Source organism: Flavobacterium sp. NLM, from assembly GCF_002210235.1.
GTDB lineage: Bacteria > Bacteroidota > Bacteroidia > Flavobacteriales > Flavobacteriaceae > Flavobacterium > Flavobacterium panici.
In genome coordinates, this window is the sequence record NZ_LIAC01000003.1 from 38,688 (window position 1) to 58,052 (window position 19,365).

Here is a 19,365-nt window from a genome sequence, read left to right on the forward strand (position 1 = left end):
TTTGATTGTTATCGCAGTGCTTTTACCATTTCCGGAGTAACTTCTGTTTTGTTATTTCCCCAGCTGTTATAGATATACGTAAGCACATTAGCTATTTCATCGTCAGATAAATTTTGAGCCGGCATTACATTGTTGTATTTTTTTCCGTTTACGCTTACTTCTCCGGTTAAACCGTGTAAAATTGTTTTAATCGCACGTTTAGAATCAGCATTTAAATAATCTGATTTTGCAAGAGGAGGAAAAGTATTTGGAATTCCCTGCCCTTCAGATTGATGACAAGCAAAACAAGTAGTGCCAAAAATTTGTTTTCCAATTTTGATTCTCTCTTCGGCAGTTCGTTTAGGTGTTGCAGTTTTTGCAGTTGCATTTTCAGGCATTTTTTGGATAGTTCCGCCTTCTGGCAGATAAATTCCTTCCTGAATCGTTCCAGAATAAATGTTTTTATTTTCTTTTCCTTCTACTTTCAACATTCCTAAAGCTCCTTTATTAAAGGCTCTAAAAATAGAATGGTCAACCAGAATAAAAGTTCCCGGAGTTTCTACTTTAAAATCAACAATTGCAGCACCGCCGGCCGGAATTAAAGTGGTTTGCACATTTTTATTAATTACGGTTCCGCCATCGACATGAACATGGTCAAATATTTCTCCAATAACATGAAAAGACGATACTAAGTTTGGACCTCCGTTCCCAACAAACAAACGTACCGTTTCTCCCACTTTTGCAGTTAATTCGTTTCCGTTTGTCAGCGAACCTACTTTTCCATTAAATACAACATAATCAGGAGTTTCTTTTACGGCTTTATTCATATCAAATGGCTGCAGGCCTTTTGCGCCATATTCGCCCTGCGTATAAAAATCACCCTGCATTACATAATATTCCTTGTCAACAGGAGGAAGTCCGCCTTCTGGTTCAACCAAAATCAAACCATACATACCATTTGCAATGTGCATTCCAACAGGAGCTGTTGCACAATGATATACATACAGTCCCGGATTGATCACCTTAAAGCTGAAAACTTTTTCATGTCCGGGAGCAACAAGCGAAGAAGTCGCCCCGCCGCCAGGTCCGGTTACGGCATGTAAATCAATATTGTGCGGCAATTTATTATCCGGATGGTTTTTTAAATGAAATTCTACTTCATCTCCCACACGTGTTCTAATGAAACTTCCCGGTACAGAGCCTCCAAATGTCCAATACGTATATTTTACACCATCAGTCATTGTGCCTTCCTGCTCTTTGATTTCCATGTTTAATTTAAGTTTCATGGCAGTTCTGTTTCCTACAGGTTTCGGTACCATTGGAGGGGCTGTAAGTTCAGCATTCATTTCTCCTTCGGTCATTATATCAGTATAGTTTACTGATTCTTCTTTTTTACAACTTCCTAATAAAATCGTAAAAAGTAAGCATAACAACATGTTCATTTTAATCGAAATGTCATTTTTCTTTTTCATAAGGTTTTGGTTTTATTTAGTTTTAAATCAGGAGTAAAAATAAAAGACTATTTTGTCTTTTATCATGATAAAAGTCATGAAATACTTACTAATAAAACCTTTATATTAAATTATTGTGTACACTTTTATTACAGTTAACTGTTTTAAATTCAATTCTTTAAGTATGTGTAAATTTTTTGTAAATTAATATTTTGATATTTTTTTAATAAAAACAAATGCTCAACTCCATTTTAGAATAATAATCATTATTTTTGCGACCTGTATAAATAAAATTATTACTTCAAAATATATTTATGGTAAAAGATTTATTCGAAAGAATTCAGGACAATAAAGGACCTTTAGGAAAATGGGCTTCTCAGGCAGAAGGTTATTACGTTTTCCCAAAGTTAGAAGGAGAGTTGGGTCCTAGAATGACGTTTCATGGAAAAAATATTTTAAACTGGAGTTTAAATGATTATTTAGGATTAGCTAATCATCCTGAAGTTCGTAAAGCAGATACGGATGCTGCGGCTCAATATGGCGCTGCATACCCTATGGGAGCTCGTATGATGTCTGGACACACAACTTATCATGAGCAATTAGAAAATGAACTGGCTTCTTTCGTTATGAAAGAATCTGCTTATTTATTGAATTTTGGTTATCAGGGAATGGTATCTATTATTGATGCCTTGGTTACAAAAAATGATATCATTGTTTATGATGTAGATTCACATGCTTGTATTATTGATGGTGTTCGTTTGCACATGGGTAAACGTTTTACTTACAAACACAATGATCTTGAAAGTATGGAGAAAAACCTGCAGCGTGCTACTAAAATGGCCGAAGAAACAGGCGGAGGTATTTTATTTATTACCGAAGGTGTTTTTGGAATGCGCGGACAACAAGGTAAACTGAAAGAAATTGTTGCTATGAAGCAAAAATACAATTTCCGTTTATTAGTTGATGATGCACACGGTTTTGGTACACTTGGTAAAACAGGTGCCGGAGCAGGTGAGGAGCAGGGAGTTCAGGACGATATTGATGTTTACTTCTCGACTTTTGCAAAATCAATGGCAAATATTGGAGCTTTTGTAGCTGCAGATAAAACAGTTATTGATTACTTAAAATACAACTTACGTTCGCAAATGTTTGCTAAAGCGTTACCAATGATCCAGACAATTGGTTCTTTGAAACGTTTAGAATTATTGCGTAATTCATCTTCTATTAAAGATAAGCTTTGGGAAAATGTAAATGCATTACAAAGCGGTCTTAAAGAAAAAGGATTCAATATTGGAGATACTAATACTTGTATTACTCCGGTTTACTTAGAAGGAAGTATTCCTGAAGCAATGGTAATGGTAAACGATTTAAGAGAAAACTACGGTATTTTCCTTTCTATTGTTGTTTATCCGGTTATTCCAAAAGGAATTATTTTATTAAGAATGATCCCGACAGCTTCTCATACTTTATCAGATATTGAAGAAACTTTAACGGCTTTTGAAGCAATTCGCGAGAAATTAGTTAACGGAACTTATAAAGAAATTGCAGAACGCACAACAGTTGACGTTTCGTAATTAATTTAAAAATAGATTTCCTTAAGTGGAAATTATGTAAAAAAATCCATTTGTTATACGAATGGATTTTTTTTATTTAAAGTAACTTTAATTCATAAATCACAAAATAAAAAACTCAGCATTATGAAAAAAGTATTAGCAATAGCAACCCTTATTTTGACAGTTCTTATTTCCTGTAAAAAAGAAACGACTACTACAGAGCCAGTACAAATTACACCAAGCCCGCCAAAAGAGGCTGAAATTGTAGAACCAGCAGGAGATCAATGTTATGCATGGAGAGCAAATGGAAGCGTAATTGAACTTAGTTTTAATGTAAACTCACATCAGGAAGTAAATGGAAAATTAAGCTATAACCTGATAGGAAAAGATAAAAATGAAGGAACACTGATTGGAAATATGAAAGGCGATACTATAGTTGCCGATTACACTTTTAATTCTGAAGGGACTTCATCAGTACGAGAAGTTGTTTTTTTACAAAAAGACGGAACTCTTATTGAAGGGTACGGAGATGTTGTACAAGCTAATGACAAAGTATCATTTAAAGATAAAACAAAACTAAAATTTGATCAGAAAAATGCGCTGACCAAAGTAGATTGCAAAGTGGATTAATGAATTGTTATTAAAGTAAAAAATCCATTCGTTTTGGGGGCGAATGGATTTTTTTATGTTTTATTTTAAAAAGTTAATTACTCTTTGGACTTACATAAATCAACGTACCTCCAAAACAACTATTTTCGCCAGTTAATATTCCCAGGTTAAATAAAGCATGTGCATACATTTTTAATTCTTTGTGATCAAGATATGAAGACCATTTTTGATTCTTCTTAATTTTTTGAGTTAGCAAATTAAAATTAATTCTTGATTGCAATTTCTTTAAATCATTTTCAGAATAATCTTCAATTGCAAGGTTTGCTATTGCGCTGTCATTCTTGAATTCAAAATACCTATTCTTGTTTTTTATAGCGGTTTGATAGGCTTTAATTATTCCTCTTTCATCATAGTCAATATTATATTCTCTATGTATTGCTCCTTGCAGAAAATTGGCTTTAGTGCAGATTTCTCTAACTTTATTAGTATTCAGATTTTTTATCTTAACTACCAAGAAAAATTGAAAAGTACCGCCGTTATTTATTGCTCTAACATAATTTTGATATAAAATATCGCTGTCATCTTTTGTAAATGAAAGTGAAATTAATAACGCCAATATTATACTGAGTTTTTTCATTTATGAAAACTGAAAACTGCGACTGAAAACTTATAAATACTTCAAATAAGTCTTTCTCTGACAGTGAATTTTCGGATCAAAGTTTTTCCAAAGCAAATGAATCGCTGTGTTTTCAGCTAATTCAGGCGTTCTGATGCAATTTTGAATTCCTTTTTCAGAAAAAGTTTTAAAATATTCATCAAAAATAATCGCTGTAACGCCTTTATTTTGATAATCGGGATGAACTCCGATAAGATAAAAAACAACATCTTTACTTTTCTTTCTTGCCTTTAAAAGATGGAGAAAACCAAACGGAAAAAGTTTTCCTTTAGCTTTTTGTAATGCTTCTGAAAAACTTGGCATTACAATACTAAAAGCAATTAAATTATCCTCTTTATCTACTACAAACTTTATATATTCAGGATTGATAAAGCTAATGTATTTCTTTTTAAAATATTCTTTTTGAACATCTGAAATAGCTACGAAAGAAGCCAGTTTAGCATAAGATTCATTAAACAAATCAAACATTTTATCCACGTGCGGCATTATGTCTTTTGTTTTCGTGAAAGTTAATGCTCTAAGTCCGTAACGCTTTTTGATTAATTCCTGAGCTTTCAGGAAAAATTCAGGCTTTACATTTGAAAAAGGGAAAATGCTTTCGATATATTCTTTCTCAATTTGAAAACCTAATTGTTCAAAATGAGTAACATAATAAGGATTATTGTACCATGTAATCATAGTCCCTATTTGATCATAACCTTCTGTAAGAACGCCAACTTTATCTAAGTTAGAAAAGCCCATAGGGCCTTCGGCATGTTCTAAGTTATGTTTTCTGCCTAATTCATAAACTTTTTCAAGAAGTGCTTTAGTAACCTCTATATCATCAATAACATCAAACCACCCAAAACGAACCTTTCTTTTATGCTGATTATTTACTTCTGCCCAGTTTATAATAGCCGTAATTCGTCCAACAATTTCATTGTCTTTGTAAGCCAGATAAAAATAAGCTTCTGCATTATCAAACGCAGGATTTTTAGTTTTATCAAAAGACTCTAATTCATCAGCAATAATAGGAGGAATCCAATAAGGATTATCTTTATAAAGTGAGAACGGAAATTTTATATATTCGGTTAGTTCTTTTTTAGTTTTGGCTTCTTTGATTGTAATCATTAAGGTCGTATTAACTCCTTTTTTAAAGGTTTGATTATTAAAATTATTCGTATTTAGCTTTACGTTTTCTTTCTTTTTCCTGATAATCTACTTTTTCTTCTTTATTATCAGAGTTTTTCTTTGCTTTCTCTTTGTTTTTATTGGCAATTTGTTTTTCCTTGTACCATCCGTCATATCTCCAGGAGAAACCAACTCCTCCATATAAAATAGAAGGCGTGTTTTTGAAATTAGTACTTATAGAAGCATCAACCTGCATATTTGAAGATAAAAGGTATGCAGCACCGCCACGCACAATGGCATCACTGTAAAAATCGCTTTTGTATCCTTGATTTTCAACAAATCCAGACCATTTGTCATTAAATCCGTGTGTTAAGGTTAAAACATAACCATAACTTGGATAATCTGTTCCAATATAATCTGCAATAATATTGGTTACAAAAACCCATCTTCCGCCGCCAAATAAGTTTTGAGTTACTAAGGCAACTTTAGGAGAAATATCTCCATTTGGAGAAAAATAATACGGATTGTCTGCACCAACAAAATTCGCTCCGGCAAAAATAGAAACAGCCGGAATTAATTCGCGCCATTGAAAACTGTGATTCGCTTTATAACTATAAATATTAGCTTCTTTTTTATAGTTTTTATAAGGATCGTAAATCAGGTATTTAGCTCCTAAAACGGTCTGTCTGAAGTTGTTCTTTTTATAACTGGTATATGGACTATCAAAGTTTTCCATTTGATACTGAACATCTAAAATAAATTCCAGCTGTTCTAAAAAAGCGCCATATCTAACGGTTAAATCTGTACCAAAACCGGTAGCGTCATAATCTAATAAGTCGTGTTTTTCTTTAATACCATAAATGCCAATTTCGCCCTGAATTACTGATTTTCCAACCGCATAAGCCGACATAGTTTCGCCCGGACGATTCGAATTAATCACATCAGTATATTGTGCGAAGAAAAATTGTGGTACTAAAAAAAGAAACGCAAAGAGTAAGTTTTTAATTTTCAACATAAATGTATTTTTTGATTAAAAGCTATAACGCATTTCAAATGTACTATATTTTATTATTTATTTAAGATTGATATTTTAATTTTAAACAACGGATTTACTAATTTTGGAAAAAAATTATATGATCATGCAAGAAGCATCTTTTACAAATTTGTTTAAAACGATAATGTGGATTATTGCGTTTTATTATATTTTTAAATTTTTGGCCCGAATCTTTTTGCCGGTATTGGTTAAAAAAGCGGTAGAAAAAGCAGGAGAAAATTTTCAAAGACAACAACAATATAGTCAGGATAATTCCTGGCAGCAAACTCGTAATAACAATAATGACGAAATAATCATTAATACTGCTAATGCTAAAAAGCCTAGCGAAACCAAAAAGGTAGGCGATTATGTTGATTACGAAGAAATAGATTAAGTTTGTATCCTTGTAGTATTAGGATTCATCATTTAACCAAACCAGCCAAAATTGAAAATAGTAAATAAATTCTATCCGCACGCCCTTGTAATCCTGGGCTTTATTCTTGTTTCCTTAATTTACTTTTATCCTGTTTTGCAGGGAAAACAGATTTTCCAGTCAGATATTGCTCAATACACCGGAATGGCCAAAGAGCAAAATGATTTTAGAGCAGCAGAACATACAGAGCCTTATTGGACAAATTCTGCTTTTGGCGGAATGCCGACTTATCAGTTAGGAGCAAATTATCCTAATGATTTCGTTGGAAAAATAGATGATATTTTACGTTTTTTACCGCGTCCGGCTGACTATTTATTTCTATATTTCTTAGGGTTTTACGGTTTGTTATTAGTTTTAAAAACAGATCCTTTAAAAGCTTTTATTGGCGCAATTGCGTTTGGTTTTTCTACTTATTTAATTATTATTCTTGGCGTTGGACATAATGCAAAAGCTCATGCAATTGCTTATATGCCATTGGTTATTGCCGGATTTATACTCGTTTTTCAGAAAAAATATATTTGGGGAGGTTTACTCACCATGTTTGCGGTTGCGTTAGAGGTTAATGCCAACCACTTTCAAATGACCTATTATTTATTGATTTTCTTATTGATACTTTCAGGTTATTATGCTTTTACTTTTATAAAAGACAAAGAATACAAACCGCTTTTAATTGCCATTGGAACTTTGGCTGTAGCCGGAATTTTTGCAATTGGTGCTAATGCAGGAAATTTATTAGCGACAAGTGAATATGCTAAGTTTAGTACACGAAGCAACAGTGAATTAACTTTTAATCCTGACGGAAGTAAAAAGGAAAATGAAAACGCTTTAAGCCGTGAATATATTACGGAGTACAGTTACGGAATTGCCGAAAGTTTCAATCTAATTGCTCCGAGACTTTTTGGAGGGTCAAATCATGAAAATATAGGTAAAGACAGTAGTATGTATACCTTTATGACTGATCATAATGTAGAACCTTCAAAGGCAGAAGATTTTGTATCAGCAATGCCAACTTATTGGGGAGATCAGCCAATTGTCGCTGCTCCGGCATATATTGGAATTGTAGTATTCTTTTTGGCAGTCTTAGCTTTATTTATTGATGACCGAAAAATTAAATATGTTTTTCTTTCAGGAGCATTATTTTCACTTGTGCTTTCTTGGGGAAAAAATTTCTCGCTGTTAACAGATTTCTTTATTGATTATGTGCCAATGTATGATAAGTTTAGAGCTGTATCATCTATTCAGGTAATCTTAGAGTTATGTATGCCAGTTTTAGCCGTGATGGGAATTCAGTCGTTTTTTAAAGCAAAAGACGAACCTAAATTACAGCAAAAAGCGCTTGTTCAAACTGGAGTTTTTGGATTGGGAGTTATATTAATTTTAGTAATTGCCAAAGGTTTCTTCCATTTTTCAGGAAGCAGTGATAACTATTTTCTTCAAATGTACGGACAAGAATTTGTTGATGTTTTAATAGAAGATAGAAAAAGTCTTTATTCTGCAGATTTACTTCGTTCAGGATTCTTTATCGTAGTAACATTTGGAGTTTTATGGTTGTTTATAAAAAATAAATTTTCGCAGACAACAACTTTAGTTATCGTTGCTCTTTTAATGATTTTTGATTTGTTTTTTGTAGATAAAAAATATGTTTCGGCAAAAGATTTTGTGAGCCCGGTTCAGATTGCGGCTCCTTTTCAGGAAACAGCTGCAGATGCTAAAATTTTAGAAGATACAACGCATTACAGAGTTTTTGATATTGACGGAAATATGTCAAGCGCAACAGCTTCTTATTTTCACCATTCTATTGGAGGTTATCACGCTGCAAAACCAAGAAGAATGCAGCAATTGTTTGATTACCAAATTGGTAATAAATCAAAGAACATGAATCTTGAAGTGCTTAATATGTTGAATGTTAAGTATGTAATTCAGGCAGATAGTACAGGTGCACCTATACCAGCAGTTAATCCTGATGCAAATGGAAATGCTTGGTTTGTAGAGACTGTTAAGCTTGTAAATAAACCAGATGATGTAATGAAAGCATTAGATCATATCGATACTAAAAAAGTGGCTGTTTTTAACGTGCATGAGCATGAAAGTAAATTCCAAAATGCCCGTATGAAAAAACAATGGGATACAACCGGAACCATAAAAGTAGTTCAATACAAGCCAAATTACATTAAATATCAATCGAATAATGGAAAAGATGGTTTAGCTGTTTTCTCTGAAATCTATTATAAAAATGGCTGGAATGCTTATATCGACGGAAAATTGACAGATCATTTCCCAGTTGACTATGTTTTAAGAGCAATGGAAATTCCGGGCGGAAAACATACTATCGAGTTTAAGTTTGAACCACAGGTTATTAAAACGGGTGGTACAATTAATCTTGTAAGTTCAATTGGAATGTTTGTGCTTTTGATTGGCGGAATCTATTTTGAGAGAAAAAAGTTTAGTAAGCAGTCTCAGTAATTAGTCTCAGTTTTGCTTTGTGAATCTTTGCTATATTTTGTGTGACTTTGTGAAATGTTATTTCGCAAAGATTCACAAAGATTTCACTGAGTTTCGCAAAGTTGGTAATAACTTCTAAATTTGCACTTTAAAATAATAAACGATTTTCCTTGGAACAAAAAAAGCTCTTAATTATAACTTATTACTTTCCTCCAGCGGGTGGGCCGGGAGTACAGCGCTGGCTGAAATTTGTAAAATATCTGCCAGACTTTGGTGTTCAGCCCATTGTTTATGTTCCAGAAAATCCAACTTACCCAATTGTTGACGAAGGCTTGGTAAGCGAAATATCAGATAAAGTAATAGTTCTTAAAAATAAAATTTGGGAGCCTTACCAATTAGCTTCTGTTTTTTCAAAAAACAAAACCAAGAAAATCAGTTCAGGGATTTTTCCACATAAAAAAAAGCAAACCTTTTTAGATAAAGCTTTTCTTTGGGTACGTGGCAATCTATTTATTCCGGATGCGAGAGTTTTTTGGGTAAAACCTTCAGTTTCTTATCTTGAAAAATACATCAAAGAAAATAATATTGATACAATCGTAACGTCGGGTCCGCCGCACAGTTTACATTTAATTGGTTTAGAATTAAAAGAAAAACTAAATGTAAAATGGTTTGCAGATTTTCGTGATCCGTGGACAACGATTGGTTATCATAAAGCGTTGCGTTTATCCAGTTATGCTGCAAAAAAACATAAAAGTTTAGAACATAAAGTTCTTAACTCTGCTGATACTATAATTGTAACAAGCAAAACTACAAAAACCGAATTTCAGGCAATTACCAATAAGCCAATTTCAGTAATTACAAACGGTTACGATATTGAGAACGTTGAGAAACAAACTTTAGATACTAAGTTTTCACTTGCTCATATTGGTTCGTTTTTATCAGACAGAAATCCAAAATTTTTATGGGAATGTCTGGTTGAATTACTTCAGGAAATTCCGGATTTTAAAACCCATTTAGAAATTAAATTAATTGGTGCCGTAAGTCAGGAAGTTTTAGATTCGATTGAAGAATTTAAACTAAATGATTATTTGAACCTATTAGGATATGTTTCGCATAATGAAGCTATAGCCCATCAAAAAAAGTCTCAGGTTTTACTTTTAATCGAAATAAACTCTGAAGATACTAAAAGTATTATTCCGGGGAAATTGTTTGAATATATGGTCTCCAATCGTCCAATTATTGCTATTGGACCGCAAGGTTCTGATTTTGCCGATATTATAAAAGAAACCAATACAGGTGTATTTTTTGATTATTCAGAAAAAGCGAAGCTAAAAAGTGTAATTTTGGACTTTTATAATCAATTTTTAGAAGGAAAATTACAAGCTAATGGTGTTGGTTTACAGCAATATTCACGAAAAAACCTTACTAAGCAATTAGTACAATTGATCAATTAATAACAATTTCAAAAACAAAAGGAGAGCAGAAAATCAAAAATCTAAACTCTACAATCTAAACTCTGCAATCAAAAAATGGGTATTGTCTTAAACCAGTCTTTTAAAAACACTATAATAACATACATTGGCTTTGGAATTGGAGCCATTAATACACTCTATTTATATCCTGTTTTTTTAGGCGCAACTTTTTATGGTTTAACTAATTATGTAACGTCTTGTGCCAATGTGATTATGCCTTTATTTGCAATTGGGATGCAAAATACCTTGGTTAAATTTTATTCGCAATATCAAACCGACGAAGAAAAATCCCGTTTTTTATCTTTTACGGTTTTATTTCCTCTGCTATTAATAATTCCACTTTTACTGATTGGACTTGTTTTTTATGATGAAATTTTATTTTTTGTTTCAAAAAAGAATGCGATTGTAAAAAGTTACATCTGGTTAATTCCATTTATAGGATTGTGCATGGCCTATTTTGAAATTTTTTATGCCTGGCTTAGAGTAAATATGCATTCCGTTTTTGGAAACTTTGTCAAGGAAGTAGGCTTGCGATTATTTTCATTATTTCTATTAATAGGTGTTTATTACAACTGGCTTAGTGTAGAAGGTTTTGTGTACGCAACAGCAATTTTGTATTTTCTGGCGTTCCTTATCACCATGTTATACGCATTTAGTATTCAGAAACCAACTTTTCAATTTACAATACCAACCAATACAAAAGATATATTAGTATATACTTTTTATATTATTTTATCTGGAAGCGTTGCCAATTTGCTTTTGGATGGTGATAAAATGATATTAAATCAATACATGCAGATTGAAAATATTGCCTTCTATTCTGTTGCTACTTATATTGCTTTGGTAATTTCAGTTCCGAGTCGTGCGATGCACCAGATTGTATATCCCATTACGGCAAAATTAATGCATGAAAATAAGCATGACGAATTGAATGATCTTTATAAAAAAACTTCTATTAATCTGCAGATTGTGGGTGGTTTTGTAATGCTCTGCATATTTGTAAATATTAATCAACTGTACGAATTAGTTCCAAAAGAATACAGCGGCGGAATTGCAGTTGTATTTATGATTGGTTTGTCTAAATATTTCGATTTGATTTTAGGAAACAACAATGCAATTATTTTTAATACTAAATATTACCGAATGGTATTGTATTTAGGATTAATGCTGGTTGTGTTGACTGTAGTTTTAAATATGATCTTTATTCCAATTTTTGGAATTTTTGGGTCAGCGTTTGCCACTTTACTGTCTATCACATTATACAGTTTGGCCAAGCTGCTTTTTGTTGTCAAGAAACTTCATTTATATCCTTTTACAAAAGAAACGCTTTCTTCAATGCTGCTTACATTTGTATTGTTTTTAGTTTTCTATTTTTGGGAATTTCCATTTTACCAGCTTATCAGCATTGCCTTAAAATCAATTTTGGTAACAATTCTATATGTTTATCTAAATTATAAATTTAATATCTCTCCGGATATTAATAAGGTTATTGATAATATTTTCAGAAAAATTGGGATAAAGATTTAAGAACTTTCATTATTGTTATATAGCAGAATTCCTAACTTCATTATTTAAGGGTATTATTTTTTCATTATCGAAAATAAAAGATACTTTTTTATATAACATCTTGAAATTGTGAAGGAAATCTTAAAAAAATCACCCAATTTATTTTGTTTTTCAATTTATTACAATTAATTTTATGTAGATTTTTATTACATCTCTTTCATTGACAGTATGAGAAATATTTACATAAGGCCAGTAAAAGTGGTGTCTTAATGTTTTTTTAAATTAAATAGCTATCCAAAATTATTAAATTTAAGTATCACATGCAGACAAACCCAACAAATGATTATGAAAAGCAATAAGCTAAGTCAGGAACAAAGTGTACAGGTGTTTTCCAATATGATATCAAACAAAGTTCATAATGGATTTACACTAGAAGAGAGAAATGATGAATTACTTTTTGCGGTTCTTTCTAAAGGAGGAAAAGTAGTTAACCACAGTTTAAATTTCATGATTTTTTGTTTAACCCTCGGATTATGGTCATTTGCTTGGCTATATTTAACATTAGAGGCTTCCAAACAAAAAAAGGTATTAGTTGCCATTGACGAAGATGGTTTTCCTTTTGAAGAAAAATGCTTAGTAGCATAAAATATTTCAGTCTAAAATAGTTTAGCCCTAAATTACATTTATTAAGATTGTAATTTAGGGCTAACTTTTTTTATAATAGTTCCGTTTATAATTTATCTTTTAAATAAATTCCTGTAACTGATTCTTTTATTTTAACAACATCTTCGGGTGTTCCTGTGGCTAATAAATGTCCCCCATTTTCACCGCCTTCAGGACCTAAATCAATAATCCAGTCGGCACATTTTATTAAATCTAAATTGTGTTCAATTACAATTATCGAATGTCCTTTTTCGATTAAAGCATCAAATGAAGCTAATAATTTTTTAATATCATGAAAATGAAGTCCTGTTGTAGGTTCATCAAAAACAAATAAGGCTTTATCTTTTGTTGCACCTTTCACTAAAAAAGAAGCTAACTTAATACGCTGTGCTTCACCACCAGAAAGAGTAGATGAAGATTGCCCCAACTGAACATATCCTAAACCAACATCTTGCAGCGGCTGTAGTTTTTGCGTGATTTTAGTCTGCTTGTTTTTTTCGAAAAAAGCGATTGCATCATCAATCGTCATAGTCAGCACATCGTTGATGTTTTGATTATCAAAAGTAACTTCAAGAATCTCTTTTTTAAATCGTTTTCCACCGCAGGTTTCACAAGGCAGTGAAACATCAGCCATAAAGACCATTTCAACGTTTATAGAGCCTTCTCCTTTACAAGTTTCACATCGGCCTCCATCAACATTAAAAGAAAAATGTTTGGCCTGATATCCTCTTATTTTCGATAATTTTTCTTTTGCATACAAATCACGAATATCATCATATGCTTTTATATACGTTACCGGATTTGATCTCGAACTTCTTCCAATTGGGTTTTGATCCACATATTCAATATGTTTGATCTGAGAAAAAGAACCTGAAATTTCACTGAATTGCCCTGCTTTTTCAGCAGCATTTTCCAGTTTTTTCTGCATGGCAGGAAATAAAATTTTCTTGATCAGCGTACTTTTTCCACTTCCTGACACTCCGGTTACAACCGTTAAAACATCCAAAGGAAAAGTAACATTAATGTTTTTAAGGTTATTTTCTCTGGCGCCAATAATATCAATATGATTTTTGAATTTTCGTCTTTTCTTTGGAACCGAAATTTCTAAATCGCCATTCAGGTATTTCGACGTAAGAGAATCTGATTTTAAAATCTCAGCATAAGTTCCCTGTGCAACTAGTTTTCCTCCAAAAGTTCCGGCTTCCGGCCCAATATCAATAATCATATCGGCAGCTTTCATGATATCTTCGTCGTGTTCTACTACGATAACAGTATTTCCTAAATCACGAAGAGAAAGTAAAACTTTAATTAATCGCTCCGAATCTTTTGGGTGCAGACCAATACTTGGCTCATCCAAAATATACATCGAACCAACCAAACTGCTTCCTAATGAAGTAGCAAGATTAATACGCTGCGATTCTCCTCCGGAAAGTGTAGCCGAATTTCGGTTTAACGTTAGATAATCTAAACCAACTTCTGTCAAAAATGACAAACGATTATTGATTTCAACCATCAAACGTTTAGCAATTTGCTGTTCGTAAACATTCAGTTCAATATTTTTAAAGAAAGTAACCAAATGTCTAATTGGAAGATCAACTAAATCTGAAACCGTTTTTCCATTGATTTTTACGTATGAAGCTTCTTCTCGTAAACGTTTTCCACGACATGCGTGACATTTTGTTTTTCCGCGGTAACGCGAAAGCATGACACGATTTTGTATTTTATAATTTTTTTCTTCGAGTTCTTTAAAGAAATCATTCAGACCCTGAAAATATTGATTTCCTTTCCAGATTAAATCTTTTTGATCTTCTGAAAGCTCAAAATAAGGTTTGTGAATTGGGAAATCAAATTTATAAGCGTGTTTTACCAATTCATCTTTATACCAGCTCATGCTTTCGCCGCGCCAAGGATAAATGGCACTTTGAAAAATGGATAAAGAAGTATTCGGTACAACCAGATCAGCGTCGATTCCAATAATATTTCCGTAACCTTCACAAACCGGACAAGCTCCGTAAGGATTATTAAAACTGAATAAATGTACGTTTGGTTCTAAAAATGTAATTCCGTCTAATTCGAAATTGTTAGAATAAGAAAACCTTTTTTCTGAACCTACTTCCTGAAGGTAACAGATTCCTTTTCCTTCAAAAAAGGCAGTTTGTACGGCATCAGAAAGACGATTGTAAAACTCTTCCTCTTCTTTAACCACAATACGGTCAATGATTAATAAAATGTCTTTATTGTCCAGTTTATGCAGTTCTGTTGGTGTAAATTCATCTAAACGAACCATTTCGTTATCGACTAAAATACGGGCAAAACCTTGTTGTAAAAGCACTTTAAGTTTGTCTTCAAGTAAACGGCCTTCTTCTAAATGAATAGGGGCAAGCAAAAGCCATCGACTGTCGATTTCAAGCGTTTTTACATCTGAAACAACATCTGTAACGGTATTTTTTTTGACTTCCTGCCCAGAAACCGGAGAATAGGTTCTTCCAATTCGGGCGAATAAAAGTTTAATATAATCGTAGATTTCTGTAGAAGTTCCAACAGTCGAACGAGCATTTGTTGTATTTACTTTCTGCTCAATGGCAATTGCAGGCGCAATTCCTTTTATATATTCTACTTTTGGTTTGTCTAAACGTCCCAAAAACTGACGTGCGTATGATGATAAACTCTCAACATAACGGCGCTGTCCTTCGGCATATAAAGTATCAAAAGCTAAACTTGATTTCCCTGATCCTGAAAGTCCTGTAATTACAACAAGTTTATTTCTCGGAATGGCAACATCTACATTTTTTAAATTATGTACTTGTGCGCCTTTTATTATAATATTTTGCTTCGGGTCGAGTGTAGAAAGATCAATTTGCATAAAAAAAGTCAATTTTTACAAAAGTAATCAATTTTGAATAGAGTTTTGTTAAGGATATTGTTCCAAATCTTAACAGAATTACCATGTTTGTTTTTGATTAAAGAAGGTATTTGAACCATTGGGAATATAAGTTTATCTCATTACAATACGTTTCCCGTGGTTGAAACCATGGGCTATGTTTGATTATTTTTGAGAAATTGTTTGAAAACATAGCCAGCGGTTTTAACCGCTGGGACCCAAAGTATATCATCACGATCCGTTTCCCGTGGTTGAAACCACGGGCTATATTTGAATTTGTTTGAGAAATTGTTTCGAAAAAATAACCAGCGGTTGAAACCGCTGGAAACATGTATAATAATCACAATCCGTTTCCCGTGGTTGAAACCACGGGCTATATTTGAATAGGTTTGAGAAATTGTTTGGAAATATTGCCAGCGGTTTCAACCGCTGGACGCAAAGTATATCATCACAATCTGTTTCAGATGGTTGAAACCTGTGTTATGCTATAAAATCTTTTATTTTACTAAAAATTATTGTTTCACTCTAAAATATGCTATTTTAGAACTGTTTTAGTATTATTTAATATCCTGACCAAATTTGAAAACTAAACTAACTACCTTATTATTTTTATTGAATTTCTTGCTTTTTGCGCAGGAACTTCCACCAATTGTTAAATATTCTTCATCTGTTTACGGAGCTGGAAATCAGAGCTGGATGATTTCACAGGACGATGAAAATTATTTATATTTTGCTAATAACGATGGACTTTTAGAGTATAACGGGACCACTTGGCAATTATACCCTGGGCCAAATGAAACGATTATCCGATCTGTAAAAGTGATTGGAAATAAAATCTATACAGGCAGTTATATGAATTTTGGTTATTGGACCAGAAATGAAAATGGCAAACTAAAATACACATCACTCAGCGATAAAATTAAAAGCAAAATTTTAGATGATGAGCAGTTTTGGAATATCTTAAAATACGATCAATGGATTCTGTTTCAATCCTTAAACCGAATTTATATTTACGATACTAAAACCAGAAAGTTTAATATCATCGCACCAAAAAATGGTGTTATAAAGTCATTTTCGGCAAAAAATGCTATTTATTTTCAAACGATCAAAGAAGGACTTTTTGAAATTGAAAGCGGGAGAGCAAAATTAGTTTCAGATAATCCGACTTTAAAGAAATTTACAATTGCGAATGTTTTTACGACAGATGATGGTTTGCTGATTCAAACGCAGCTTGACGGAATTTATAAACTGACAGGGAATTCCCTAACCAGAGTTGCAACAGATGTCGATGCAGAATTAAAATCGAGTTTCGTTTACAGCAGCCAGCGTCTTCAGGACGGGAGTTTTGCTTTGGGAACGGTTTCAAACGGAGTTTTTATTTTATCAAATAACGGTAAACTAAAATATCACCTTACACAGAGTAAAGGTTTGAGTAATAATACGGCTTTGTCACTTTTTGAGGATAAAGATCAAAACTTATGGGTGGGATTAGATAACGGAATTAACTGTATTAATATTCAATCACCCGTACACAGTTTTATAGATGATACCGGAGTTTTAGGAACCGTTTATGCATCGGCAGTTTTTAACGGGATGCTTTACATTGGAACAAATCAGGGATTGTTTTGTAAGCCAACACAGAGTAATGCGGAGTTTAAATTTATAACCGGAACAAAAGGTCAGGTTTGGTCACTGTTTACGTATGATAATACACTTTTTTGCGGACACGATTCGGGAACTTTTATCATTACAAACGATTCGGCAAGAAGTCTCTTTTCGGGTTCAGGAACCTGGAAATTTGAGCCTTCTCCAGCAAATAAAAACCAATTAATTCAGGGAAATTATTACGGACTTTCGGTTTTAGAGAAAGTAAATAATCAGTGGATTTTTAAAAACAAAATTCAGGGATTTGATTATTCATCCAGATATTTTGAAATTACAAAGAATCTTGATGTTTATGTTAGCCATGAATACAAAGGGATTTTTAGATTAAAACTTGGTAAATCTCTTTTGCAAACGCATGATTTTTACACTTACAAGTCTCCGCAGAAAGGAATAAATGCGAGTTTAACGACTTTTAATAATTCAATTTATTACGCTTACAAAGGCGGAATTTTCAAATTAAATCCTAAAATAAGACAATTCGAGAAAGATACTGTTTTAAGTTCGATTTTTGAAAAAGATGAATATACATCAGGTAAATTAATTGTAGACCATTCGAATAAAATCTGGTTATTTTCTAAAAACTACATTCATTATTTCTCTGCCAGTAAATTGAGCAGCCAATTAAAGCAGAATATAATACCTATTCCGTCCTCTTTAACGAATTCGATGCTGGGTTATGAAAATATTACACAAATTTCAAAATCAACGTATTTAATAGGTACAACAGATGGTTATTATACCTTAAATATCGACGATTTAAGTTTTAAAAACTACGATGTTTTTATTACCGATATATTGATAAACAAACAAAACGAAACATTTAAAAATGTAGGTATTCAAAGTGAAGGCAGTTTTGATTCTGATGAAAATAACATTACGCTTAATTATACCGTTCCGGAATACAATAAATACATCAATTCTGAATATCAATATTTATTAGAAGGTTTTCAGGATGACTGGAGCGAGTGGAGTACAAAGGCAACGGTGAATTTTAAAAACCTTTCACCGGGAAAATACACCTTTAGAGTTAGGGCAAAATATGCCAATACAATTTTGCAGAATACTGCCGTATACACATTTGTAGTTTTAAAACCGTGGTATTTGACCAATTTAGCCTGTTTTGTCTATTTTCTTCTGATTTTGGCTATGGCCTATTTTATCAATAAAGCATACCGAAATTACTATCAAAAGCAAAAAGAAAAGCTTATTGAAGAAAATAACCTTTTATTAGAGATTCAGGAGCTTGAAAACGAACAACAATTAATGAAGCTTCGAAACGAGCAGCTTTCGCAGGACGTTGATAATAAAAACCGTGAACTGGCGGTTTCAACAATGAGTTTAAACAGTAAAAACGAATTGCTGGCTTTTATTAAAGAAGATTTGAAGAAAACATCTCAAAATGACAGTTCCAATATCAAATCTGTAATTAGTACCATTAACAAAAACATTACAGAAGAAGATTCATGGAAAATATTTAAAGAAGCCTTTGATAATGCCGATAAAGATTTCCTAAAAAGAATAAAACAAATGCATCCGGCCTTAACACCAAATGATCTTCGTTTATGTGCTTATCTTCGATTGAATCTTTCCTCAAAAGAAATAGCTCCAATGTTTAATATTTCGGTTCGAAGTGTTGAAATAAAAAGGTATCGTTTGCGTAAGAAAATGGATTTGCAGCACGAAATCGGTTTAGTTGAATATATTCTGGCTGTATAGGAATTCAAAAATCGGCTTAAAAAAACTATACATTACCACAACATTATGCTTTTGTTGGGAAATTGCAGTGCAAATGTTAAAGAAATTAACATTCACAAATTATAGCTGCAGAGCGGTTTATTTTATGATATCCTGAATTAAGACTAGATTTTTTTATGATGTATGTTTTTTGTTGA

The 19,365-nt window shown here is 32.5% G+C and carries 13 protein-coding genes; 8 read left to right on the plus strand and 5 right to left on the minus strand.

The features are described from left to right. Positions 1-8 precede the first annotated feature (8 nt). Positions 9-1,451 (minus strand): copper-containing nitrite reductase, encoded by a 1,443-nt coding sequence (gene nirK / locus APR43_RS04535; RefSeq protein ID WP_053473719.1) that lies wholly within the window; start codon positions 1,449-1,451, stop codon positions 9-11. Positions 1,452-1,744: 293 nt separating this feature from the next. Between nirK and APR43_RS04540 the strand changes: the two genes are divergently transcribed. Further along, positions 1,745-3,004, plus strand: coding sequence for an aminotransferase class I/II-fold pyridoxal phosphate-dependent enzyme (locus APR43_RS04540; protein WP_053473718.1), 1,260 nt, complete (start codon positions 1,745-1,747; stop codon positions 3,002-3,004). A gap of 123 nt (positions 3,005-3,127) precedes the next feature. Then, the gene (locus APR43_RS04545) at positions 3,128-3,613 is read left to right on the plus strand and encodes a hypothetical protein (RefSeq protein WP_053473717.1); all 486 of its coding nucleotides are present in this window, start codon (positions 3,128-3,130) and stop codon (positions 3,611-3,613) included. Positions 3,614-3,686: 73 nt separating this feature from the next. Here the strand turns inward: APR43_RS04545 and APR43_RS04550 are convergent, their stop codons facing one another. Genes APR43_RS04550 through APR43_RS04560 form a run of 3 tightly spaced genes read right to left on the minus strand, consistent with a single transcriptional unit; the run spans position 3,687 to position 6,393 of the window. Further along, on the minus strand, positions 3,687-4,229 hold the full coding sequence (locus APR43_RS04550; protein ID WP_053473716.1) for a hypothetical protein: 543 nt from the start codon (positions 4,227-4,229) through the stop codon (positions 3,687-3,689). 30 nt (positions 4,230-4,259) lie between these two features. After that, positions 4,260-5,378, minus strand: a complete 1,119-nt coding sequence (locus APR43_RS04555) for a hypothetical protein (protein ID WP_053473715.1) — start codon at positions 5,376-5,378, stop codon at positions 4,260-4,262. A 43-nt stretch (positions 5,379-5,421) separates the two neighbouring features. Next, positions 5,422-6,393: a transporter gene (locus tag APR43_RS04560; RefSeq protein WP_053473714.1), complete on the minus strand. Its 972-nt coding sequence runs from the start codon at positions 6,391-6,393 to the stop codon at positions 5,422-5,424. 124 nt (positions 6,394-6,517) lie between these two features. On the opposite strand from APR43_RS04560, the gene APR43_RS04565 reads away from it, so the two are divergent. From APR43_RS04565 to APR43_RS04585, 5 genes are all read left to right on the plus strand, one after another. Then, the gene (locus APR43_RS04565; protein ID WP_053473774.1) at positions 6,518-6,805 is read left to right on the plus strand and encodes a DUF4834 family protein; all 288 of its coding nucleotides are present in this window, start codon (positions 6,518-6,520) and stop codon (positions 6,803-6,805) included. Between the two features lie 51 nt (positions 6,806-6,856). Then, positions 6,857-9,307, plus strand: a complete 2,451-nt coding sequence (locus tag APR43_RS04570; protein ID WP_053473713.1) for a YfhO family protein — start codon at positions 6,857-6,859, stop codon at positions 9,305-9,307. Between the two features lie 149 nt (positions 9,308-9,456). After that, positions 9,457-10,740 carry a glycosyltransferase family 4 protein gene (locus APR43_RS04575; protein WP_053473712.1) on the plus strand — a complete coding sequence of 428 codons (1,284 nt, stop codon included), beginning with the start codon at positions 9,457-9,459 and terminating at the stop codon, positions 10,738-10,740. 75 nt (positions 10,741-10,815) lie between these two features. Next, entirely contained in the window at positions 10,816-12,285 is a 1,470-nt protein-coding gene (locus tag APR43_RS04580; RefSeq protein ID WP_053473711.1) for an oligosaccharide flippase family protein, read from the plus strand. A gap of 324 nt (positions 12,286-12,609) precedes the next feature. Then, on the plus strand, positions 12,610-12,909 hold the full coding sequence (locus APR43_RS04585) for a hypothetical protein (RefSeq protein WP_053473773.1): 300 nt from the start codon (positions 12,610-12,612) through the stop codon (positions 12,907-12,909). 85 nt (positions 12,910-12,994) lie between these two features. Here APR43_RS04585 and uvrA read toward each other — a convergent pair whose 3' ends face one another. After that, a complete protein-coding gene (uvrA, locus tag APR43_RS04590; protein WP_053473710.1) occupies positions 12,995-15,790 on the minus strand; it encodes an excinuclease ABC subunit UvrA in 2,796 nt (931 codons plus the stop codon). Between the two features lie 597 nt (positions 15,791-16,387). On the opposite strand from uvrA, the gene APR43_RS04595 reads away from it, so the two are divergent. After that, positions 16,388-19,189, plus strand: coding sequence for a triple tyrosine motif-containing protein (locus APR43_RS04595; protein ID WP_053473709.1), 2,802 nt, complete (start codon positions 16,388-16,390; stop codon positions 19,187-19,189). Positions 19,190-19,365 lie beyond the last annotated feature (176 nt).